Source organism: Pirellulales bacterium (assembly GCA_019694455.1).
Lineage (GTDB): Bacteria > Planctomycetota > Planctomycetia > Pirellulales > JAEUIK01 > JAIBBY01.
The window spans coordinates 14,406-36,007 of record JAIBBY010000028.1 but is presented as its reverse complement, the minus strand read 5'-3'; the positions used below and the strand labels follow the sequence as shown (position 1 = coordinate 36,007).

The following is a 21,602-nucleotide window of genomic DNA, read 5'->3' as shown; positions in this document are numbered from 1 at the left end:
TTAACCAGCCGGCGAGCGCCGCGTAAAACCGGATTGACCGCTGGCCCGCGCCAATGGGGCAGTTGGGACCGGCATATTCGACACGACGGGCCCATTCGCATGTCTGGCGACGGGTGGTTAAGCTGCCGGAGAAGTCGAGGACTGGCAATTGGGCATGGCACGAGGAAATTTCATGCGCAGCAGCACACGACGCGAGTTTTTGGGGCAGGCCACGGCGACGCTGGCGAGCGTCGGTTGGTTGGCGCAGAACCAAGGCAAGGCTCAAGCGGCGGACGAACGGCCACGGCTCAAGGTGGCGGCCATCATCACCGAGTTCTCCTATCGCAGCCACGCGCATGTGATCTTGGAGAACTTTTTGAAGCCGTACCTGTTCAACGGCGAGTGGACCGACTCGGGCTGCGACGTGGTGGCGATGTATATCGACCAGTTTCCCGAGGGGCGAGATATGGCTCGGGGTGTGTCGGCCGAGTTTGGGATTCCGATCTATGCCACCATCGGCGAGGCGGTGCGCGCGGGAGGAAAAGAACTGGGGGTGGATGGCGTGCTGTCGATCGCCGAGCATGGCGATTATCCGCACAACGAGTTGGGGCAGCAGATGTATCCGCGGAAGCGGTTCTTCGACGAGATAGTGGCGGTGTATCGCCAGAGCGGACGCGTGGCGCCGCTATTCAACGACAAGCACTTGTCGTTTCGCTGGGACTGGGCGCGCGAGATGTACGACACGGCGCGCGAACTGAAGATTCCGCTCATGGCGGGCAGTTCCGTGCCGCTAGCCGAGCGACGTCCGCCGCAGGAATTGAAACCGGGCGAAAAGCTGGCGCGGGGCGTGTCGATTCACGGCGGCGGCCTGGAGTCGTATGACTTTCATGGCCTGGAAGTATTGCAATCGATGGTGGAGTCACGCGCCGGGGGCGAGCGGGGAGTCGAGTCGGTGCAATTGCTGGAAGGTGAGAAGTTGTGGCAGGCGGGGGCGGCGGGAGAGTGGCCGGTGGAACTGGCGCGCGCCGCGATGGTGGCGGAGCTGGGGGCGGAGGCGCCAGGCCTTAAGGAGATCGTGACGGCGCAGACAGGAGACGCCAACAAAGTTCATGGCATCCTGGCGTGCTACCGCGATGGCTTTCAAGGGACCGTGCTGGCGATTGGGGGGCAGAATCGTTGGAACTTCGCCTGCGAACGCGCCGGCAAGAGCGAACCGCTGGCCACCAGTTTTTATGTGGGGCCGTGGGTGAACCGCAATTTGTTCAAGGCGCTGTCGCACGCGATTCAGACGCACTTTCGACAGCGGCAGGCGCCGTTTCCGGTGGAACGGACTCTGCTCACCACCGGCATGGTCGACGCGGCGATGCACTCGCACCACGAAGCGGGCCGGGTGATTGAAACGCCGCACCTGGCGATCGAGTATCAGCCGGTCGATTTTCGCGCGATGCGCGAGATGGGCGCCACCTGGAAGCTGATCCCGGAGGGGACGCCCGAGCCGCCAGGGATCGACCCGGGTGGACGCCCGTGACGCGGCGAGATTAGTAGCCGCGTTCGGTGCGGATATCGTCGAAGCTGGCGAGGTGATAGTCGAGGCCGACGAAATCCAACACGCGGCAGAGGCCGCGCAGCGCCACGCCCATGCCATCGGGGCCGCTATAGCCGCCGAACTGGCCCCCTTGCTTGAGATGTGGTTCCAGATCGAGAAACACGCCGGGGATGCCACGGCGCTTGAGCTTCTTTTCGAGTTGGGGGACCATCTCGGCGAAGTCGCGAAGGATGGCGGCGTGGCCGCAATCGCCAACATCGGCGGGGACAAAGTCGCGGAGGACCGCCTCGTTGATGTGGCGTCCGGCTTGCTTGGCGGTCTTGGTCGACTTGGCTGGTTTGCTCGGAGTGGCGTGCTCGGCGCCGGTGGGCAGTTTGTAATCTTTGATGTGCATCCAGCCGAGGCCAGGTTTCATGGCCTGATATTGTTCAAAGACCTCGGCCGGGGTGTAGCCCTGACAAAGGATGTTGGCGGCGTCGAAGATGAGGAGCATTGCCGGATGATTCACCTGGCGGTAAATCTCGGCCAGGAGATGGCCGTTCTGGCCAACGAGATTAGCTTCTACCTCGAGGCCGAAGGTGAGGTCGGAGCGGTGGCAAGCCTCGGCGATCTGGCCGAGTTGTTCGACGGCTTGCGGCAAATGCTCTTGGGGATCGGCGCCCTTGGGGGGATAGAACGAAAAGCCGCGGATCAGCTTGGTCTCAAAGGCGTGGGCGATCTCGCAGGCCTTGGCGACGTTGCTCGCGAGATATTTTTTGAAGGGGATGTACTCGTTCTTGGTGCCGTCTTCGACATCTTGCAGCTTGACCTTGCCGATGGGCGAGCCAATGGTGGCGACGTTCACATCGAACGCGTCTTCCAGGTGTGCGATGTGACGAATCTCGGCCTTGGTGAGTTGCATCACGTTCTTGACGCCTTCGCCGGCGTCGATGAAGCGGATGCTGTAATAGTCGAGCCCGAGTGCCGCGAAGGCGGCGAACTGCTCGGCCGCTGTTTTGTGCGGGGAGGCTTCGTCGCCAAAACCGCTGAGAATGACGCGGGCACGATCAGTCATATTGGTGGCTCTTGTGTTGGCTAGCGCTGGCGCGACGAAACAAGACGAACGCCCGGCGTTCTGTGCGACGCCGGGCCGGATTAGCTTGGTCTTGCCCGCAGACTGTAACGCAGGCTCATTGTGGAGAGTTGGCAGGCGGGCCACAAGTGGCGGCGCGCGCAGCGGAGAATGAGCGGCGCGGGATGGGTATTGGCGATTTGGGCTTGCCGGCGCGCTCTACGAGGGGCTCCGGCCAAAATTCTTCGGCGGCGCGGCGAGCAGTGGCAATCACCAGATAAACGCTAAGGGGGAGGCAGATTACGATCCAGGCATTGGCGAGCGAAAGGAAGGACAGCGAAATGGACAATGCAAAGGCAAGCCCCATCAGGGCGGCAAAATAGACCACAAAAAACGCCAAGCAGACATGCAGAAAGTACAGGACGCATTGCGACAGCGACACGGTAATGCCAGCGATCGTCGCGCGGCTGACATGGATGACGGTGTAGATCATCGCTGGCAGCGTGAGGAGGGCGGCGGCGCCGAGTGGCCAGTCGATGGCGACGATCGCGAAGCAGATGCTCAGCGTTGTGAGCAGCACCAGCACGCCGGGGAGAGTGAGCACAAAGCGCGATGCAAGCGGTCGAGCGGGGCTCATAGCGCCATTGTGCCTTGTTTCGACCGCGTATGGAATGAAAAACGCCCACCGGAGTTGCCGGTGGGCGTGGTGAGGTTTGAATTTCTGCATCGCGGGCAGGCTATTGCTGCTCGCCGGTGGGCGCCGCAGCCGCGACCGGGGTTTCTTCGATGGTGGTTTTGCCTTCGAAGACGAGTTGCTTTTTGCCGGCCACTTCTTTGGCGTCGACCTGGATCAGATCCTTGCCTTCGAACTCGCCCTTGAGCAACTCCTCGGACAAGGGGTCTTCGACAAAGTTCTCGATCGCGCGGCGCAACGGACGGGCGCCGAAATCGGTGTTCGAGCCCTTCTTGATGAGGAACTGCTTGGCGGCGTCGGTGAGCTCCAGCTTGAGCCCGCGCTCGCCGAGGCGTTCGCGGACCTTCTTGAGCTCGATGTCGATGACGTCCTTGAGATCCTCCACGGTGAGGTGGCGGAAGACGATGATGTCGTCGACGCGGTTGATAAACTCGGGACGAAAGACCTTTTCGATTCGCTCGTTGACGCGTTCCTTCATGCTGTCGTAGGAGGCGTCGTCATCGGGGCGCTGGAAGCCGAAGGCGCTTTCGTTCTTGATGGCCTCGGCGCCGGCGTTGGTGGTCATGATGAGGATCGTGTTGCGGAAGTCGATGTTGCGGCCAAAGCTGTCGGTCAGCCGGCCTTCTTCCATCACTTGCAGCAACATGTTGAAAACGTCGGGATGGGCCTTTTCGATTTCGTCGAGCAGGACCACGGCGTAGGGGCGGCGGCGGATCTTCTCGGTGAGCTGACCGCCCTCCTCGAAGCCGACGTAGCCCGGCGGCGCGCCGATCAGGCGGCTGACGTTGTGCTTTTCCATGTACTCGCTCATGTCGATCTGAATGAGCGCGTCCTCGTCGCCAAACATGAAATCCGCCAGCGCCTTGGCAAGCAAGGTCTTACCGACGCCGGTGGGGCCGGCGAAGACAAAGACGCCGGTGGGGCGCTTGGGATCCTTGAGTCCGCTGCGGCTGCGGCGTACCGCCTTGGCGATCGACTTGATGGCCTCGTTCTGGCTAATGACCCGTTTGTGCAGCTCCTTCTCCATTTCCATGAGGCGCATCGAGTCCTCGGTGGACATGCGCGTGAGCGGGATGCCGGTCATCTTGGAGACGACCTCGGCGATCACTTCCTCATCGACCACGCCATCGGTCTCGCGCGACTTTTCGCGCCATTCGCGGGTAATCTGCTGCTTCTTTTTCTTGAGCTTGTCGGCCTGATCGCGGAGCGAGGCGGCGCGCTCGAAATCCTGGTTGGCGACTGCTTCTTCCTTCTCTTTGTTCAGCCGTTCCACCTCCTCGTCGATCTCCTTGAGATCGGGCGGGCGGGTCATCGAGCGGAGCCGGACGCGGGCGCCCGCCTCGTCGATGACGTCGATGGCCTTGTCTGGCAGGCAGCGACCGGTGATATAGCGACTGGAAAGCTCGACGGCGGAGGCCAAGGCGTCGTCGGTGATTTGCACTCGGTGGTGCGTTTCGTACCGGTCGCGGAGGCCCTTGAGAATTTCGACCGTCTCGGGCTTGCTGGAAGGCTCGACCATCACCACCTGAAAGCGGCGATCGAGCGCGCTGTCTTTTTCGATGTACTTTCGGTACTCGTCGAGCGTGGTGGCACCGATGCACTGGATTTCGCCGCGGGCCAAGGCGGGCTTGAGCACGTTGGAGGCGTCGATGGCGCCTTCGGCCCCGCCGGCGCCGACCAGCGTATGCAACTCGTCGATAAACAGGATGGTGTTCTTGGCGCGGCGCACCTCGTTCATCACCGCCTTGATGCGCTCTTCGAACTGGCCGCGATACTTGGTGCCGGCGACCATCATCGCCAGATCAAGCACCACAATGCGGCGCTCGGCCATGATCTCGGGCACGTTGCCATCGACCACGCGCTGGGCCAGGCCTTCGACGATAGCGGTCTTGCCGACGCCGGCTTCGCCGAGCAACACCGGATTGTTCTTGGTACGGCGGCAGAGAATCTGCACGGTGCGCTCGATTTCTTTTTCGCGGCCGATCACTGGATCGAGCTTGCTCTGGCGAGCCAGTTCGGTGAGGTCGCGGCCGAAGCTATCGAGCGCGGGAGTCTTGGATTTGCTGCTCTTGCCCGACTCGCCTTGCTGCTGGCCTCCCCCGGTGGTGGCGCCGGCGGGATTGCGCTCTGAGCCTTCGCCCCCTTCGATGCCGTGACCGAGCAGGTTGAGGACTTCCTCGCGGACATCTTCGAGCTTGAGGCCGAGATTCATGAGCACCTGGGCGGCGACCCCTTCTTGTTCGCGCAAGAGGCCAAGCAAGATGTGCTCGGTGCCGACATAGTTATGGCCGAGGTTGCGCGCCTCCTCCATGGCGTACTCGATCACCTTCTTGGCGCGTGGCGTTTGCGGCAGCTTGCCCATGGTGACCATGTCTGGTCCGCTTTGGACGAGCTTCTCGACTTCGAGTCGGATCTTGCGCAGATCGACATCAAGATTTTTCAAGACGTTGGCCGCGACCCCGCTCCCCTCCTTGATGAGGCCGAGCAGCACATGCTCGGTGCCAATGTATTCGTGATTGAACCGCTGCGCTTCTTGGTTGGCCAGTTGCATGACCTTCCGCGCACGGTCGGTGAAACGTTCGTACATCGCAGCTCTCCGTGGTTGCTTTCGCGCGAATTAGCGGATGGTTGTGGGGACTGCTCGCGGGAGGACGAGTCGACGTCCAATTCTACGGCAATCTAGCCTTCCACTACTTCGCAATGAGCGTACTATTTGTTCACTATCTGGTGAGGTTTCTGCCATCATTTCGTGTTGCACGGCTTACGCCAGTTCGATTGAGCGTTGCTCCCAAGCGTCCGGTGTCCGCCACAAGCGTACCGTATGGAGGTCATGCGGCGGACGCGGTGGCCGGTTTTTCCAAAGACAAGTCAGGCGCCGGCTGAGGTTCGTCGTCGTCATTGGCGGGAGAATCGTCGTTGGCTTCGCTGGCGCGCTCGGCAATGCGCCCGCGTTCTTGCGCGATTTCCCATTGCCATTTTACGGCAGACTCCATTCGCTCCAAGTGGCGCAATTCCACCGTTGCCTCGGTGACACGTCCCGTATGGCGATAGAGCGAGGCGAGAAGCAACCGCGATTCGACATCGCGCGGCTGCACGTCGATGATTTTGCGCAGCATTTGCTCGGCTTCGATCCAGTGGCCGCGCAGGTACGCGGTCTGCGCAGCGGCCAGAGGATCGGCGTCGGGTGGGGGCGCGGCGCCGCGAGGGAGTCGTTTTTGCCAACGGTAGGCCCAGATGCCAGATCCGGTCCAGCCAATTGCCAGTACGGCCAGGAACGATTGCCGGGCGGCGGAGGGCAGTATTTCATGCCAAATGAGGCTGACGGCGAGCCAATAATTGAGCGCGACGGCGAAGAGCATCGCCACCAGTAGCGCCACCCAGGAGCCGCGCAGCCAGAGCGGCGCCAGTCCTGGCCACAAACATAACCACGCTCGCGCGCCGCTCACGTCGGTAGGTATCCCATCCGTGGTCCGGCCCCAGGAAAGTTACAAGCGGGCGAATTCTAGCCCCCTGACTCAGCGGGATCAAGGCAAGTAAAATGCCAGCATAGAGTTACGCGGATTGTTTGAAATTTCCTTTCATGCGATCGACATTAACCCCTGCCGCCGAGCGCGCCACGACCGACGCTGGCCACTTCGGCAGCGTTGGCGATGCCGCCGGCGCGACAGCCGCACTGGTTCTGGGATTGCTCCATGAGACGGAGTGCCGTGCCGCGGAAATTTTGGCCGCAGCGGGTGTGACAGAGGAGCTAATGCGCGCGCGATGGCCGGCACTAACGGAGTCGGCCTTGGGGGCGTCGTTTGGCAATGCTCCCGTGGAGGGACTGCGGCGCGTGGTGCGCGCCGTGGAGGAAATGCTCGATGATTTTCCTCCTCCGTTGTCGCTGGGGACGGAGCATTTACTGCTGGGAGTGCTAGCAAACGGGGATGCGGTGGCCGACTGGCTCGCGGGATATGGCCTGCGGGTTGAACCACTGGTAGAGGAAATCCGCCAGCGCGAGGGGCGCGTGCTGGTCAACGACGAGCCAATTGAGGTCGAAGGCGAAACCGGCTGCACTTCACCCCCTGTGGCCGCAGTGGAGATTTTGCCGGCGGCGGCGACGGAAGAGGGGGTGCTACTGCGGATATTGGACGCGTCGGCCAATCGGGCGCGCGAGGGGCTGCGGGTGGTGGAAGACTATGTGCGTTTTGCGCTCGACGACGCGGCGCTGGCGCGCGAGTGCAAGCGGTTGCGTCACGAACTGGCGGTGGCGCTTGCCTACTTGCCAGCGGCGCTTTTGGCGGCGACGCGCGACACCGTGGGAGACGTGGGGACGACGATCAGCACCGCGAGCGAGATGCGGCGGTCGAACCTGGCTCACGTGGCGCTGGCGAGCCTGAAGCGGGCGCAAGAGGCGCTGCGCAGCCTGGAAGAATATGGCAAGCTGGTATCGGGGGAGTTGGCGGCAGGCTGCGAGCGGCTGCGCTACGCCAGCTACACGCTGGAAAAGCGGATCGCGTTGGTCGAAGACAGTCGCGCGCGGCTGGCGACGGCGCGGCTGTATGTGCTGATTGATGGCGGCCCGAGCATTGCCGACTTTGAGCGATTGACGCGGGAATTGATCGACGCCGGCGTGGACGTGCTGCAACTGCGCGACAAGGGGTTGGCCGATCGCGAGTTGCTCGCGCGGGGGCGGCTGTTGCGGCGAGTGACCGCAGGCACGCAGACGCTGTTTGTGATGAACGACCGCGCTGATCTGGCGCGATTGGCCGAAGCGGATGGGGTGCATGTGGGGCAGGAGGAACTGTCGGTTCGTGAAGTGCGGCGATTGGTGGGGGCGGGCTCTCTGGTGGGAGTGTCGACTCATTCGATTGAGCAGGCCCGCGAGGCGGTGTTTGCCGGCGCGAACTATATCGGAGTGGGTCCGACATTCGCCAGCGGGACCAAGTCGTTCAGCCGGTTCACGGGAGTTGAGCTCTTGCGGCAGGTGGCGGCGGAAATCCGCGTGCCAGCATTCGCCATTGGCGGCGTATCGCTGGAGAATTTGGACGAGGTGCTGGCCGCCGGATTGGAGCGAGTGGCGGTGAGCGGCGCGATCGTAAGGTCCAGCGATCCGGGGGCTTCGGCGCGAGAATTTCGCCGGCGGTTGACGTAGCATCGCGGCAGCGCTACCAGGGACGCGGCAATTGATCGTCGGGCAGAACCATGTTGAGCGGACTGCTGTCTGTCGCTATGTCACTGTTGGCTTGGTTGGCGGACACTTCATCGCCGCTGAAGAAAGGCAAATCGGCGAGGGGGGGCAACTCCAATGAGCCAGGATTGACTTGATGGCCAACCGGGTGATGTGGCGGGCGGCGTGGGGTGTCGAATGCGTCGAGCAGGTTGCCAGCGAGGTCGTAGACGCGTGTGTGGAGCCGATCGGCGTGGACCGCGACGATGCCGTAGTGAAGCTTGTCACCGGCGACGATCGCGGTGTGCTGGTTGGGCGCCGGGGGATCGTAAGTGTTGGGCGCGCCGCCGCCGCTGGTGACGTAGGTGACTTTGTCCAAAGGGCGCGTACGCTCGTAGTAGTGATTGTGGCCAGATAGGACGAGATTGGCATCGGATCCAGAGAGCGCGCTGTGCAGCCAGAGTTGTCGCCAGTACTTGTTGCCCCAGTCGCGCGGGCTGGCGGTGAAGACGGGCCGATGAATCGTGACGACGGTTGTGCCCGGATGATCGAATAGTTCGCGGCCGATAAATTTGCGCTGCACCGAGCCGGGGAGCAGCGACCGCTCGGAGTTGAGGACGAGAAAATTCAGGTCGCGGTGGCGGCAATGGTAGAAGGTGGCAGGGAGCCAGGGGAAGTGGCGGCGGAGGCGAATCTCGCCGTGATCGCTGTAGGCGGCAATGGCATCGTGATTGCCAATGGTGGGCAGCAGCCGCAGGCGATGCTGGCGCGCAAGATCGACAAACGATTGCCACTGCGCTTCGGACTCGGCCTGATCGACCATGTCGCCGAGATGCAAAACCAGTTCGACCTTGGCCTGAGCCAGTTTGGAGAATAGCTCATCGACGGCGCCGCTTTGTAGGCCTTGATGGGTGTCGCCGACAAACCCGAACGACCAAAGTGGGGCGCCTGCGGCCTTGTCGGAAGGGGAGGGGGAGGCCACTTCACCGATCGTGGGATGCACCACCATCCAGGCAAAGCCGCCAAACGCGGCCAAGCCGATCAGCAAGGCGATGAGGAGCAGGCGAAACAGTTTGCGCACAACAACATTCCCGGGCCGACGCGCGACGTCACCGATTGAGCAGGCTAACAGCTACTGTTGTCCGGACGCCAGATTGACCTTGCCCTCGGGCATAATGACCCGCGCCCAGAAGGGATGTTGGCGATCTCCGCGGGTGCGGACATCTTCGAGCATGATGGCCAGATCGGGGGTGATGGTGGCTCCGGCGCTGCGCAGCTTAGCGCCGTTGACGTTGATTTCGATGGGTTGATTGAGATCGATGAATTCCGGGGCGAGCCAGACGGTGACATGCTCGGCGCCGGTACGGACGAGAATGCCGTTGGTGGCGTTGACCTTGGCGTCGATCGGCATAGCGCGTTTGCCGCGCTGGGCGAAGTTGGCGGGATCGACGGAGCTAGTGGGGGGGAATTCGGCCAGTTCGACCCACCAATAGAAATTGTCGCTGTCGCGCATGCTGCGACATTCGAACTCGCGCGGGAAGAAGTTGCGTTTGTAGCGCGGCATCCAGTCGAAGATGCGCATGATCTCATCCAGAAAGTGCTCGTGGCCGCGACCGAGATACTCGACGTAGGTGAGATCGTAGCCGCGAATCATGTACTGTTGCAGGTCGTTGGCGTTTTGATCGAGCTTTTTGCCGTCGAGTTCGCCAGCAACCACGTAGAGCGGCATGTATTTGGCGTTGTCTTTGTAGAAATCGACGAACTTATCCGCCTGACCGACGATGGGGATGGCGCCGGCCCACAGATCAGGGTGGGCGAGGGCGATGTCCCAGGCGGCATCGCCCCCCATCGAGTGGCCGGAGAGATAGACGCGATCAGTGTCGATAGAAAAGCGGCGCGAGGCGTCGCGCAGGGCGCCCAAGACGGCGAAGTGCTCCTTTTCGCTGTAGCCGTATTGGCGCTGGCCGAGTTTGCCCCATTGGGGGGCGATGACAATGTAGCCGTAGCGCGAGGCCTGGCCGTGGCGGTGGCCTTGCTCGTCGAAGGCGCCGGCCCACCAATCGAGTTGCATGGCGGGGGTGCTGCCTCCGCCGTGCAGCGTGACCACCGCGGGATAACGGCGGTACGGGTCGTACTCTGGCGGCAGTTGGATCAGATAGGAGAACTCAGGCTCTTCCTTGGGGCCGGCGAAAGATATCTGGTACAGCCCTGCTTTGCCGTCGACTGGCTCGGGCAAGGGATAGGGAGGTTTCATGTTGGCGAGGACCAGGGCCACGGTGCGCGGGTCGGCGCCTTCCAGGGCGCGCAGCCCTTCGAGCAGTTCGTCGCGGCGGACCTTGGTGTCGGCCACCAGATATTCACTGGCGTAATTGCGCAGCGACAAGAGCGACTGCGCCACGGCCAGACTGTCGCTGGCGCCGCTGCTGCCGACGAGCCAACCGCTAACGGCGAGCGAGAGTTTTTGGACCGGCTCGAGCGCGGGATCGTCGGCCAGTTGCTGATATGCGCTGAAGCGATCGAGAGTGTTGAAATTGAGTTCGGCGGCGATTTCGGTTTGAACCCGCTCCAGCCGCTTTTTCAGATCGACATCGGTAATGGTTTGCAGATGATCGGCGAAGAGCTTGAGGACCGCCGCCCGCTGCGCCGCGCGCGCGTTGAGCGCCTCTTGCTTTTCGCGAACCTCCTGGAGAATTTCACCCGCGACCTCACCTGCGGGAAACCTTTCTGGAAAGACTTTGAGGAGCTGTGCGGTGGTTTGGTATTGGCCGGCCTGCTCGCGGAGGCGAATTTCGCTCAGCACCTGGCGGGCGGAGAGTTGCCGCAGCGATTGCATCACCGGTTTGATCTGCTCGGTGAAGTCGGGAAAGTCCTTGATGATGGCCTGCAGCTTGGCTTCGGCCTCGGGATAGCGCTCGCTTTGCAAATAGAAGCGGGCCACCTTGAGGCGATGATCGACCTTTTTGGGATCGATGCGTTTGGAGATAAGCTGGTCGATGATCTCGGCCGGGATCGACGCGGTCGAGACGCGCTGATCCCAGATGTGCTTGTAGCCTTCGAGCTTGGTCCATTGGGGAGTGATTTCGGTGATCTGTTGAATGACCACCACCTCTCCCTTGTCGGTCATGATTGTGAACTCGCGGCGGCCATACTCGTCGAAGGGGCCGATCTTGACCACGCTGCCAACATTCGACACCCGCGCGCCGGAGCGCGGCGTGCGCTGGGGAATGAGGAACTTCTCGACGATCTCGCCGTCGTCGGCCTCGCTCGTTTCTTTGACCAGACGCTTGGGGACGAAGGTGCGGCGCAGGTCGTCGTCGCACATGAGGATGAGGCGGGGGGCGGCGTCGTTGCCCTCCATCTTGCGCGGATCTTTGGACAGCGTGGCGATGGGGACGAACTTGCCAGCGAGCACGCGGCCATCTTCGAGCATAACCTTGGACGCGGCGGCTGGTCGCGCGGCGCAGCAGAGCGCGGTCGCGCAGAGCATTGCAAAGCAGATTCTCGTCGCCTTCTCCGTGTGCGGCATGCGTGTCTCCTCGGTTCGCTGTGCCCGCTGGGCCGCTTGCCGCGGCAGTCGTGGGGATACTAATACCTTAAGTCAAATTGAGCGGATGCGTTAAGGATTTTGCGCAAAGTATCTCGTTGTGCTTTCGCACTGGGCTTGCCGCGATCCTGGGTCAAATCGACAATGAGAAGCACATGATCGAGAACTTGGTCGCCCTATACGTGGTGTATTGTTGGGGGGCGATGCTCGTTTGGCTGTGCTTTCTGCACTGGCTGTTTCGTCGCCTGCGGTGCAAACATCCAACCTGTTACGAAGCAATTGGTTCTCCCAGCTTGTTCTGGAACAATTCAATGCGGAACAACTGGCTGTTCATGAAGTTTGTTTGGTCATCCAGGGCGGGCGACCTGGGAGACGTGGCGGTGGTTCGAGCCGTCCGATTCGTGCGAGTTTTTATAGTGGCGCATTTTCTGGTGTTCTTTGGTTTGTCGATCGCCTTAATTCTGTTCAGCCTGTGACCGCCAACCGCCTCATCGCGGCGGCATTGCCTTTTTGAACCTCACGGTCTGATTGAGCGGCGTTTGACAGTTTACGCCGGTCGCCGCAAAATCAGCCGGTTTGGCGATACCCCCTTGTCTCGGGAGATGTTGAGTTGAATTGGCGACGGCTACATAGCGCCGCATTGGCGCTCGCCTTGCTGATGCCGGCGGCAATCACACTATTAGTAGGGCTGGCCGCGCTACTGGTAGGGTTAGGCGACGCGCAGGGTGCGCGCTTCGCGAACGGGGTGGCGCTGGCGGCGGGAGCGGCCTGGACACTTGCGCTCATTGCACTGGTGGTGCTGGGGGCCATTCGCGCGGAACTGCAGTCGCAGTTGGAGCACGAAGGGATCGAACCTGGCGAGCGCGAGTTGTAGGCGAATGCGCTGCGGACGTCAGCGGAACGGAGCGAGGCGATGTCGGAGTTTGTCACCGTTGCCAAGGTGGGGAGCATCCCGGACGGCAAGGGGATTACGGTTGCGGTGGGAGAGCGGCTGATCGCCGTTTTTTACGCCGATGGCAAATACTCGGCGATCGACGATTTATGCCCGCACATGGGAGCATCGCTGGGCGCCGGGGAGGTGTACGACGGAGTGGTGGCCTGCCCTTGGCACGCGTGGCGGTTTCGGGTGTGCGACGGCACTTGGTGCGACAACCCGCGATTGAAGGTGAGCGCGTACGAGACGCGCGTGGAGGGGGACGAGATACAGGTGAAGGTCGTTCCGCCGCGCCAAGACGACGCGGCTGGCTAGTTGTCGACTTGATCGCTGTCGGGCTTGACGTCCGCCCCCGCCTCGGCGCTTTCTTTTTTCGATTCGGTGGGCGCGTCGGCCGGGTTGGTTTCGGCGGCGGGCGTACCGGGAAGAAGCAGGTTACAGGTGCTTGACACCTGCACTTCCTGGCGGCCGGTGGTGTTGTTGCTGGTGATGTCGATGGCCACGCGCTGCTTGATGTCGAGCGAGTAGAGCCGACCGGCCTGATTGTCGAAGAGTAGCTTGCCGTCGAGGTCCTGCTGGATAAGTTTGAGGGTGAGGTTTTCGAGCGGCTGGCCAGCCAGGGTCATTTCGCCCGCGATGCTGATGGCGTCGAGCGGGCGATCTTCGATGGTTTCCTTGCCAAGCAGCTTGTAGACGAGTTTGACCTGAAAGCCTTGGTTTTGCTTTTCGTCGGTCCAGGTCATTTCGGGCGAAACGGGATCGTGCGGCAGGGCCACCTTGGCGCCGCTGACCATCTCTTTGAGGCCATCTTCGGTGAAGCTGGCGGCCATCGCTTGTCCGGCGCCGCGATTGGCGATGAGCTTTTTGATTTGATCGGGAATGACCACGTCGCGAATTTCGCCTTCGGGAGTCATGGTGACGACAAGCTCGGCCTGCGAGATGGCGCGCAGCAGCGACTCGACGGCGGCAAGCTCGGGCTGCGGCGGATTTTTGGAGGCGGTGTCGACCTCGATGATGCCGCCGGGCAGGTCGTAGCGCACGATGATGTGATCGAATTTCATGGCGATTTCGGCGGCGCCGTCATCGGCCACGGTTTTGACGGTCCAGGTCTGATCGATGATCTGGCTGATCGACGACTTGACGCTTTGTGTACCAACCGTGGTGCGACTTTGAGTGTCTTGCACCATGTGATAGCGCAGCACGTCGCCGGTTGTGAACTTCCAGCGGAGCAGGTCTTGCGCGGCGCAGAGCGCCGGGGAAGCGATGCAGCACAAGGCAAAGCACACTGCCGCCAGTTGATGGAGAGACCGCATACGCCAACCCTTTTGAATGGTAACGCTGGGAACCAACGGCTTGATTATCACCAGATTGACGGCGGCGGTCTATCCAAGGCGGAAGTTGACTGCCGGCGCGACTGTCCGCTAATTAAGGATTTCGAGGTCTGGGTAATTGCGGCGCACAAAATAGAGGCGGAAGCCGCCGACACGGGTATCGCGCAGGTCGATTTGCGTGAGATTGGGAAGCGACTGGAGCAGCTCCAGTGCGTGATGCGTAACCGGCGCGCCGCGCAACGAGAGCCGTTCGAGAGCGGCAAAGACAAATAGCTCTTGCACTGCGGCATCGGTTACGGCGGCGCCAGAGAGATCGAGCACGCGCAGGCCGGCGAAAATAGGGCGATTAGCGACCAGCCACGCCAATTCGGCGTCCGTGACGCGCGGTCCGTTCCAGCGGACCTCGACCACAGTGTCGAGCACTTGGGCAAAGTCCTCGCCGATCTCGCGCACGAGCCAGTCTTGATGTTCTTCTCGAACGGTTCCACCGGCGCCGCGGATGCGCTCGAGGGCGGCTTCTTGCTCGACGTAGCGCTCGATCTGGGCACTGAGCCATTTGCGGCGGCCGGCGAGAAAATTAGCATACTGCGTGGCGCGCTCGAAGGCGGCTTGCAGCTCGAGAAAGTCCGACTGGCTGCCGCCAAGATCGGGATGCACGGAGCGCACCTTGGCGAGATAGGCTTGCTTCACGTCCTCGACGGTGCAAGGGAGCATGAGTCCCAACTTGATAATGAAGTCGGGGCGCCCATCGGGGCCGGCTTCGAAGTCTTCGGGATGCAGCGCTTCTGTCATGGGAGCCTAGTCTGTGCGGCGGGAAAACGGGACGCAAGGGAAAAGCTCGATCGGCGTTGGGCCCCTGGGAGGCGGGCGGTAAACTTTGAGGCGTTTGCCGGATGCGACGGCCCATTGGAACGGGAGACGAAGGTGCTCAGACCCACGATTGCGGAGGATACCGAGGCGTTGATCGCGCTGGCTGACGAGGTGGGGGTGTTCAAGCCGCTGGAGTTGACGGCCCTGCGCGAGGTGCTGGACGATTACCATGCCACCAACCGGGCGGCGGGGCATCGCTCGACCACGCTGGAAACCGCGACCGGGATTGAAGGGTTTGTCTATTTTGCCCCAGCGGCGATGACCGAGCGGACCTGGTATCTGTACTGGATTGCCGTGCGAAAGCGGCGTCACGCAGGCGGATTGGGTAGCGAACTACTTGCGCACTGCGAAGCAGAGATTCGCCGCGCTGGCGGCCGGTTGCTGTTGATCGAAACCTCTTCGCTGCCGCACTACGAGCCGGCGCGGCGGTTTTATCTGAAGCAGGGGTATGAGCGGCATGCCACGGTAGGCGATTTTTACGCCGACGGCGACGACCTGGTGGTGTTTCGCAAGCGGCTGGCCGAATGCGCGGCGGCCGCTAGTTGAGCGTGACCCGGCGGGATGCTATAAGCGCATTATTCACGTTTGGGGCTATGGGCGATCGCCGCATCGCGCCTTCTGGCTTCACAGGCTCAATCACGCCGCGCGACGATGGGACTAGTCACACTGCAGGTGCTCGATGGCGCCGATCGAGGCCGCATCTTCGAGAATTTGCAAACCTCGGTGACGATTGGTCGCGAGGAGGGGAACTCGGTTCAGCTCAATGACGAGCGGGTGAGCCGGTTTCATCTGAAGATTCAAGAAGACCAGAGCCAGTTTGTGCTCACCGACCTGGAGAGCACAAACGGCACCAAGGTGAACGGCGAAGATGTGCACCTGCGGATCTTGCGCTACGGCGACGTGGTGGCCATTGGCCGCTCGGTGTTGCTGTTCGGCTCGCGCGATCAAATCGCCGAGCGCCTGGCCAGCCTGCGCGGCGCTGAGCCGCGGCCCCCGGCCGACGCTAATGCAGACGACTCGCGAGTGGGCAAGCCCGACAGCGGGGCGTCGCTCGATTTTGAGATCAACTGGGGACATGAGCTCGCGGAGCAGTCGACGCTACACACGATGATGCCCCCCGAGTTGCCATCGCGACTTTCGCCGGCGCAGGCGGCGCAGGTGGCGGAACTGCTCGAGTACCTGCATGTGCGGATTCGCGATCTGCTGGCGAGCGTGCGGATGGAAGAGGGTTCCGACGTGGTGCGGCTGGGGTTGCGTCAGTGGCAGAACCTGCTCGATCTGCAAGCGCGGTTGGCGATTTACCTGCGCGAGATCAGCGAGCCGAAATCGGAGTGACGCGCCGCGATCAGGGCGCTTGGCCGCCGCCCCAGAGGGGCGCCGCCAGCTCTTTGCTCCAGGCCTGCCAGCGGATCTTTAGCTCTTGAACCGTGTCGGGTTCGTTGGCTGCCAAGTCGTGGGCCTCGCCGATGTCGCTGGCCAGATTGTAAAGCTTGTAGTCGGTGACCCGGCGCGGCGCGTCGATCGCCTCGGCGCTGGTGTCGTAGCGGACCAGCTTCCAGTCGCCGCGCCGGATGGCCATTTGCTTTCCCAGTCGCCAATAGAGGGTGTCGTGCGGGGCGCCTGATTGTTGATCTTGGAAATATGGCAATAGGTTGACGCCGTCGAGGCGCCAATCGGCCTGGGGCGCGACGCCGGCCGCGGCGAGCGCCGTGGGAAGAATGTCGAGCTGGATCACCGGCATTTCGTAAATCTTGCCGGCAGGGAGAACGCCTTTCCAAGCCGCGACAAACGGGACGCGGATGCCCCCTTCGAGCGTGGTGCGTTTGGAGCCACGTAGGGGGGCGTTGCTGGCGCCGTTGACCGTGGTGCCGCGCATCACCGGTCCGCCGTTGTCGCTCAAATAGAAGATCAGCGTATTTTCTTCGAGGTTGGCCGTACGCAGTTTGTTGACGACCTTGCCGACCGCCTCGTCCATGGCGGTGAGCATGGCGGCATAGGCGCGGCGTTTGGGGTCGGCGATCTTCTCGAAGCGGGCCAGTCGATCGTCGGTGGCCTGAAGTGGCGTATGCACGGCGTTGAACGCCAGATACAGGAAGAACGGCCGCTGGTGGTGGCGGCGCACGAAGTCGGCGGCTTCACGGCCCAATGCGTCGGTCAGGTACTCGCGCTCTTCGACCACCTGATTGCCGCGATAGATAGGCGCGCCCTCGCCCGGTTCATAGGGGTGCGCGCCGGCAAGAAAGCCGAAGAACTCATCAAAGCCGCGCTGGGGTGGACGATGCGCCTCGGCTTCGCCGAGATGCCACTTGCCGACGAGGCCAGTGACATAGCCGGCATCGCGCAGGCGATTGGCGATGGTGGTTTCTGAGAGGGGGAGGCCGAACTGGCCTTCGTTGCGCCGACCGCCGGGATTGAACTCGTGACCGAAGCGCTGTTGATAGCGGCCGGTGAGCAGGCCAGCGCGGGTGGGACTGCAATAGGGGCCAGAGACATAGCCGTTGGTGCATCGGACGCCCGCGGCGGCGAGCGCATCGATGTGCGGCGTGGGGATTTCGCGCTCGCGTGGGATGAGGGTGTCGGCGTAGCCCAGATCGTCGGCCAGGATAACGACGATGTTGGGCTGGCGTGGCATGTCGGCTGCGTAGTTAGAGACTGCCGGCCAAAGACAGGCGACGCTGTACAGACCGGCCGTGAGCAAGGCGGCGGCACACCGATTGCGGGCAGAGAGGAGACGGAGATTCTTTGCCGGGCGGACGAACCGAAGAAGGCGCGGCATCGTAACTTCCTGTTGGTTCTTAGCGCTGGGTGACGACACTTGGCGCGATTGACCCTACCAACTAGCTGGTTGCAACGCTAGCAAACGGCGGAGCTAGTCAGCAATGACCAGCGCGCGAAACTATGCCGGTCGCAAGCCCTGTACGGTCCGCCAGCCCAAAACAGGTGATTTTGTGCTGGAAATTGACGTCAGTTGGCTCCAGAGGCAGGGCTATACTTCGACAGGACGTTGCGCTACTTCCGCCTGCGCTTTTCGGTCGAGGCCCTTATTGATGTCCCAGCCAATTCGTTGGTTGATGGTGTTTTTGATATTGGCGTTGGCCGCGCCCACGGCCTGGGGCGCCGAAACGCCGCCGCCGATTGGCCCTCCGCCGGGCGACTTGCATCCCAAGCCAGGGGAACATTCGCTCGATCCATTGATTCGCTGGGGTAAAGCCAGTTTGCCCAAGTTGCGCGCGCTGCGCGACTACGAATGCCGGATGATCCGCCGCGAGTTTGTCGGCGGACGGCTCCGCCCGCATGAACAGTTCACGCTTAAGGTGCGGCATGAACCATTGAGTTTCTACACGGGCAAGTTGAATCGCGCCGGCAAACTGGTTGAAGAGGCGATTTACGTCGAAGGACAAAACGACGGCATGGTGATGGCGCACACCGATCGGTACCGCTTCATGGGGACCATGTCGCTGTACCCCGATTCGCGGCGGATCATGCGCGACAATCGGCACCCGATCACGTCGGCGGGGTTGGTGAGTCTGGTGGAGCAACTCATCTCTGGCGCCGAGGCCGACATGCGGTTGGGCGCGTGCGATGTGAAGGTCTACGACGACGCTAAGATCGAGTCGCGAACTTGCATTGCCCTGGTAGCCAGCCACCAGGAGCAGGAGGAAGGACAGTGGTTTAAGGAGGTTCGCGTGTTCATCGATCGGGAACTGAACGTGCCAGTGCGGTACGAACTGTACGGCTGGCCGAACACGCCGGGCGACAAGCCGGTGCCGTTGGAAGAATACACGTTTCTTGACTTGCGGGTGAACCAGGGGCTCGCGGATCGCGATTTTGACGTGGCGAACAGCGCGTACGCGTTTCCGCCATTGTTCGAGGCGCCGAGCGTAAGCTTTGCCAGCGACGCATCGCAGACGGGCCGCCGCTTTGCGCCGATCGACGACGCGCATCCGCTGCGGCCGGTGCTCGAGATGCTGGAGCGATCGACGGAGCGGTTGGCGCAGGCCGACGATTACACGGCGCTGTACACCAAGCGCGAGCGGATCGACGGTCGACTAGCCGATCACGAATACATGATGCTGAAGGTGCGGCAAGTGCCCTTCAGTTTGTATGTGAATTGCCTGGGGCCGACGCTGCCGCGTGGGCAGGAGGTGATCTTTGTCGAAGGGCGCAATGCGGGGCAGCTATTGGTGCATCGGGGGGATCGTTCGGCGGCGCAGCCGCAACTTTTGGTGCCCCCTACCGCGCCGGCGGCCATGGCGGGGGGCCGCTCGTTCGCCGAGTTAGGGCTGCGGCGACTGGCGGACTCGATGTCGACACTTTTGATGCACGAGACGAAGTTCGCCGAGTGCGACGTTTACTATATGGCGGGGGCGCGGATCGACAATCGACGGGCGACGTGCGTGGTGATCTCGCATCCGCGTCCGCGGCGCAGTTTCCGCTATCATCAGATGCGGTTGTACTTTGACGACGATCTGGGATTATGCACTCGGCTGGAAACGTTTGCCTGGCCCGCCAAGGTGGGCGGGGCGCCGGCTCTGCAAGAGGAGCACACCTTTCGGCAGATTCGGCTCGACACGGGGACGAGCGAGGATGATTTTGACCCGCGCAATCCCGATTACGGCTTTCTTACGGCGGCCAATCCGTAGTCGTATTTCGCCCCTTTCCTATGTGGCCGGGCAGCGGTCAGGCCGTTCGATAGGGGCGCCAGACCGTGCAGCTTGAAGTGCTCTACGAGGACAACCATTTGCTGGCGGTCAACAAGCCGGCCGGATTGGCGACGATGGGAGCGAGCGCCGGCACGCCAAGTTTGTGGGAGGCGGCCAAGGCGCACCTCAAGCAGCGCTATCAAAAACCGGGCAATGTCTACTTAGGGGTAGTCATGCGGCTCGACGCTGTGGCCAGTGGCGTTGTTCTGTTTGCGCGAACTTCGAAGGCGGCGGCGCGGTTGTCGGAGCAGTTTCGCACTCGCGCGGTGACGAAGGAGTATTGGGCGCTTGTCGAGGGGACGCCTGCCACCAAGAGGGAGTGCGTTGACTGGCTGGTGAAGAACGAGCAGCGACAGCGGATCGAGTTGGCGCGTGCTGGTCAGTCGGGAGCGCGTGAGGCGCGTTTGAACTACCTCTTGCGTGAACTACTGCCGCGCGGGGCGTGGCTGGAGGTTGAACTGCTGACGGGTCGCAAGCATCAGATTCGCGTTCAATTGGCCAGCCGAGGACATCCGATCTTGGGAGATCGCAAGTACGGCGCGCGGAGCCAGTTTGCGGCTGGCATCGCGTTGCACGCGCGGCGATTAGTCGTGTCGCATCCGGTGCAAAAGGAAACGATTGAACTGATTGCGCCACTGCCGCCTACCTGGCGGGGCCTGGGGACAAGCGATCAATAAGCGAGGACCCTTGGGTAAATTGTTCACGCGCCTCGGTACGCCGAGTACGTCAAAATGGCCGATTGCATTGCGATTTTGTCATCGCGGCTGCAGAAGCTCGCAGCCTGTTGAATACTTAAGCTGGTTGATAGACTGATTGAATTGACTGAGTCGTTCCATCGACGAGGAGAACCAGCCTGATGCACGCGTTTCATGGCGTCATTCCCCCGATCATCACTCCCTTTGACACGGCCGGCCGCATCCATGAAGAGGCCTTGGCCCGCTTGATCGATTGGTACGCTGCCGCCGGCTGCCAAGGGCTGTGGGTCTGCGGTGGAACTGGAGAGGGTGTGACGCTCACCAACCACGAGCGTTTGCGGATGGTGGAGTTGACGCGCGAGCACGCGCGCGGCCGTCTCAAGGTGATCTTTCATGTCGCCGCCACAACCACCGCCGACGCGGTGGAGGCCGCGCGGCACTGCCAGCAAGTGGGGGTCGAGGCGATTTGCAGCGTACCGCCGTTCTTTTATGGCAAGGGGGAGCGCGAGATCGTCGATTATTATCGGGCGCTGGCCGACGAGACCGACCGGCCGATCTTTTTGTACAACCTGCCCGACGCCAGCGGCGTGCCGTTGACGTTGCCGCTGGTGCAAGCGATCGTGGACGCCGTGCCGAGCGTGATCGGTATCAAGCAGTCGGCCGGCGTGGTGGACTACGTGCATCAGCTATTGCGTTGGAATCCGGACTTTAACGTGATTATTGGCCGCGGCGAAACGGAGTTGGCCGCATTGACTCTGGGGGCCAGCGGCGTAGTGTGCGCCAGCGTGTGTCTGGCGCCGGAACGGTTTGTGGAAGTGTATCGCGCGTTTGAAGCTGGTGATTTGCGACGCGCGATGGACGCGCAGCGTGAGGCGTCGAGGGTGAAGGAAATTTACGAGAAGTTTCCGGTGATCGCCTCGACCAAATGGCTCAACGGCGTGCAGATTGGACTCGATTGCGGGCCGGTGCGTCCGCCGCTGGGGGCGCTCTTGCCGGGCAGCGAATCGCGACTGCGGGCCTTGGCGGACGAGCTAGGGGTGCTCGATCATTCGCCGGCACGCTATCACGACGAGGTGGCGGTGACGGTGAAGCCGCGGTAGCAATAT

At 62.1% G+C, this 21,602-nt stretch carries 19 protein-coding genes; 10 read left to right on the top strand and 9 right to left on the bottom strand.

From position 1 onward, the window contains the following. Nucleotides 1-172 precede the first annotated feature (172 nt). Nucleotides 173-1,507 (top strand): hypothetical protein, encoded by a 1,335-nt coding sequence (locus K1X71_12740; protein MBX7074007.1) that lies wholly within the window; start codon nucleotides 173-175, stop codon nucleotides 1,505-1,507. Nucleotides 1,508-1,517: 10 nt separating this feature from the next. Here the strand turns inward: K1X71_12740 and K1X71_12735 are convergent, their stop codons facing one another. The 4 genes from K1X71_12735 to K1X71_12720 form a co-directional block, all read right to left on the bottom strand. Then, complete coding sequence (locus K1X71_12735; GenBank protein ID MBX7074006.1) at nucleotides 1,518-2,579, bottom strand: sugar phosphate isomerase/epimerase; 1,062 nt, start codon at nucleotides 2,577-2,579, stop codon at nucleotides 1,518-1,520. 115 nt (nucleotides 2,580-2,694) lie between these two features. Continuing rightward, nucleotides 2,695-3,213 (bottom strand): hypothetical protein, encoded by a 519-nt coding sequence (locus K1X71_12730; protein ID MBX7074005.1) that lies wholly within the window; start codon nucleotides 3,211-3,213, stop codon nucleotides 2,695-2,697. A gap of 100 nt (nucleotides 3,214-3,313) precedes the next feature. After that, entirely contained in the window at nucleotides 3,314-5,857 is a 2,544-nt protein-coding gene (locus K1X71_12725; GenBank protein MBX7074004.1) for an ATP-dependent Clp protease ATP-binding subunit, read from the bottom strand. A gap of 241 nt (nucleotides 5,858-6,098) precedes the next feature. Next, the gene (locus tag K1X71_12720; protein MBX7074003.1) at nucleotides 6,099-6,716 is read right to left on the bottom strand and encodes a hypothetical protein; all 618 of its coding nucleotides are present in this window, start codon (nucleotides 6,714-6,716) and stop codon (nucleotides 6,099-6,101) included. Between the two features lie 134 nt (nucleotides 6,717-6,850). Between K1X71_12720 and K1X71_12715 the strand changes: the two genes are divergently transcribed. Then, complete coding sequence (locus K1X71_12715) at nucleotides 6,851-8,404, top strand: thiamine phosphate synthase (protein ID MBX7074002.1); 1,554 nt, start codon at nucleotides 6,851-6,853, stop codon at nucleotides 8,402-8,404. A gap of 13 nt (nucleotides 8,405-8,417) precedes the next feature. On the opposite strand, the gene K1X71_12710 is transcribed toward K1X71_12715, so the two are convergent. Both K1X71_12710 and K1X71_12705 read right to left on the bottom strand, forming a co-directional pair. Beyond that, the gene (locus K1X71_12710; protein MBX7074001.1) at nucleotides 8,418-9,500 is read right to left on the bottom strand and encodes a metallophosphoesterase; all 1,083 of its coding nucleotides are present in this window, start codon (nucleotides 9,498-9,500) and stop codon (nucleotides 8,418-8,420) included. 51 nt (nucleotides 9,501-9,551) lie between these two features. Then, the gene (locus K1X71_12705; GenBank protein MBX7074000.1) at nucleotides 9,552-11,945 is read right to left on the bottom strand and encodes a peptidase; all 2,394 of its coding nucleotides are present in this window, start codon (nucleotides 11,943-11,945) and stop codon (nucleotides 9,552-9,554) included. 173 nt (nucleotides 11,946-12,118) lie between these two features. On the opposite strand from K1X71_12705, the gene K1X71_12700 reads away from it, so the two are divergent. From K1X71_12700 to K1X71_12690, 3 genes are all read left to right on the top strand, one after another. Beyond that, entirely contained in the window at nucleotides 12,119-12,439 is a 321-nt protein-coding gene (locus K1X71_12700) for a hypothetical protein (protein MBX7073999.1), read from the top strand. A 134-nt stretch (nucleotides 12,440-12,573) separates the two neighbouring features. Beyond that, on the top strand, nucleotides 12,574-12,837 hold the full coding sequence (locus K1X71_12695; protein MBX7073998.1) for a hypothetical protein: 264 nt from the start codon (nucleotides 12,574-12,576) through the stop codon (nucleotides 12,835-12,837). 39 nt (nucleotides 12,838-12,876) lie between these two features. Beyond that, complete coding sequence (locus K1X71_12690; protein ID MBX7073997.1) at nucleotides 12,877-13,212, top strand: Rieske (2Fe-2S) protein; 336 nt, start codon at nucleotides 12,877-12,879, stop codon at nucleotides 13,210-13,212. On the opposite strand, the gene K1X71_12685 is transcribed toward K1X71_12690, so the two are convergent. Further along, complete coding sequence (locus K1X71_12685) at nucleotides 13,209-14,210, bottom strand: hypothetical protein (GenBank protein MBX7073996.1); 1,002 nt, start codon at nucleotides 14,208-14,210, stop codon at nucleotides 13,209-13,211. The genes K1X71_12690 and K1X71_12685 overlap by 4 nt on opposite strands. A gap of 108 nt (nucleotides 14,211-14,318) precedes the next feature. Then, nucleotides 14,319-15,020 (bottom strand): hypothetical protein, encoded by a 702-nt coding sequence (locus tag K1X71_12680; protein ID MBX7073995.1) that lies wholly within the window; start codon nucleotides 15,018-15,020, stop codon nucleotides 14,319-14,321. A gap of 132 nt (nucleotides 15,021-15,152) precedes the next feature. Here K1X71_12680 and K1X71_12675 point away from each other — a divergent pair, with 132 nt between their 5' ends. Together K1X71_12675 and K1X71_12670 are read left to right on the top strand one after the other, a co-directional pair. Then, the gene (locus K1X71_12675; protein ID MBX7073994.1) at nucleotides 15,153-15,644 is read left to right on the top strand and encodes a GNAT family N-acetyltransferase; all 492 of its coding nucleotides are present in this window, start codon (nucleotides 15,153-15,155) and stop codon (nucleotides 15,642-15,644) included. A gap of 105 nt (nucleotides 15,645-15,749) precedes the next feature. Then, nucleotides 15,750-16,433: an FHA domain-containing protein gene (locus tag K1X71_12670; protein MBX7073993.1), complete on the top strand. Its 684-nt coding sequence runs from the start codon at nucleotides 15,750-15,752 to the stop codon at nucleotides 16,431-16,433. Between the two features lie 10 nt (nucleotides 16,434-16,443). Here K1X71_12670 and K1X71_12665 read toward each other — a convergent pair whose 3' ends face one another. Beyond that, the gene (locus K1X71_12665; GenBank protein ID MBX7073992.1) at nucleotides 16,444-17,874 is read right to left on the bottom strand and encodes a sulfatase; all 1,431 of its coding nucleotides are present in this window, start codon (nucleotides 17,872-17,874) and stop codon (nucleotides 16,444-16,446) included. Between the two features lie 271 nt (nucleotides 17,875-18,145). Between K1X71_12665 and K1X71_12660 the strand changes: the two genes are divergently transcribed. The 3 genes from K1X71_12660 to K1X71_12650 all read left to right on the top strand — a co-directional run bounded on the left by K1X71_12660 (nucleotide 18,146) and on the right by K1X71_12650 (nucleotide 21,596). Continuing rightward, on the top strand, nucleotides 18,146-19,741 hold the full coding sequence (locus K1X71_12660; GenBank protein MBX7073991.1) for a DUF1571 domain-containing protein: 1,596 nt from the start codon (nucleotides 18,146-18,148) through the stop codon (nucleotides 19,739-19,741). Between the two features lie 134 nt (nucleotides 19,742-19,875). Next, on the top strand, nucleotides 19,876-20,478 hold the full coding sequence (locus K1X71_12655; protein ID MBX7073990.1) for an RNA pseudouridine synthase: 603 nt from the start codon (nucleotides 19,876-19,878) through the stop codon (nucleotides 20,476-20,478). A 179-nt stretch (nucleotides 20,479-20,657) separates the two neighbouring features. Continuing rightward, nucleotides 20,658-21,596 carry a dihydrodipicolinate synthase family protein gene (locus K1X71_12650; protein ID MBX7073989.1) on the top strand — a complete coding sequence of 313 codons (939 nt, stop codon included), beginning with the start codon at nucleotides 20,658-20,660 and terminating at the stop codon, nucleotides 21,594-21,596. Nucleotides 21,597-21,602: the final 6 nt, after the last annotated feature.

What these genes read in the sequence shown, in the direction of transcription:
- K1X71_12685 (MBX7073996.1), bottom strand. Translation starts at nt 14,210, where the DNA reads ATGCGGTCTCTCCATCAACTGGCGGCAGTGTGCTTTGCCTTGTGCTGC.
- K1X71_12655 (MBX7073990.1), top strand. Translation starts at nt 19,876, where the DNA reads ATGGGAGCGAGCGCCGGCACGCCAAGTTTGTGGGAGGCGGCCAAGGCG.
- K1X71_12725 (MBX7074004.1), bottom strand. Translation starts at nt 5,857, where the DNA reads ATGTACGAACGTTTCACCGACCGTGCGCGGAAGGTCATGCAACTGGCC.
- K1X71_12705 (MBX7074000.1), bottom strand. Translation starts at nt 11,945, where the DNA reads ATGCCGCACACGGAGAAGGCGACGAGAATCTGCTTTGCAATGCTCTGC.
- K1X71_12715 (MBX7074002.1), top strand. Translation starts at nt 6,851, where the DNA reads ATGCGATCGACATTAACCCCTGCCGCCGAGCGCGCCACGACCGACGCT.
- K1X71_12650 (MBX7073989.1), top strand. Translation starts at nt 20,658, where the DNA reads ATGCACGCGTTTCATGGCGTCATTCCCCCGATCATCACTCCCTTTGAC.
- K1X71_12680 (MBX7073995.1), bottom strand. Translation starts at nt 15,020, where the DNA reads ATGACAGAAGCGCTGCATCCCGAAGACTTCGAAGCCGGCCCCGATGGG.
- K1X71_12735 (MBX7074006.1), bottom strand. Translation starts at nt 2,579, where the DNA reads ATGACTGATCGTGCCCGCGTCATTCTCAGCGGTTTTGGCGACGAAGCC.
- K1X71_12665 (MBX7073992.1), bottom strand. Translation starts at nt 17,874, where the DNA reads ATGCCGCGCCTTCTTCGGTTCGTCCGCCCGGCAAAGAATCTCCGTCTC.
- K1X71_12670 (MBX7073993.1), top strand. Translation starts at nt 15,750, where the DNA reads ATGGGACTAGTCACACTGCAGGTGCTCGATGGCGCCGATCGAGGCCGC.
- K1X71_12730 (MBX7074005.1), bottom strand. Translation starts at nt 3,213, where the DNA reads ATGAGCCCCGCTCGACCGCTTGCATCGCGCTTTGTGCTCACTCTCCCC.
- K1X71_12690 (MBX7073997.1), top strand. Translation starts at nt 12,877, where the DNA reads ATGTCGGAGTTTGTCACCGTTGCCAAGGTGGGGAGCATCCCGGACGGC.
- K1X71_12700 (MBX7073999.1), top strand. Translation starts at nt 12,119, where the DNA reads ATGATCGAGAACTTGGTCGCCCTATACGTGGTGTATTGTTGGGGGGCG.
- K1X71_12740 (MBX7074007.1), top strand. Translation starts at nt 173, where the DNA reads ATGCGCAGCAGCACACGACGCGAGTTTTTGGGGCAGGCCACGGCGACG.
- K1X71_12660 (MBX7073991.1), top strand. Translation starts at nt 18,146, where the DNA reads ATGTCCCAGCCAATTCGTTGGTTGATGGTGTTTTTGATATTGGCGTTG.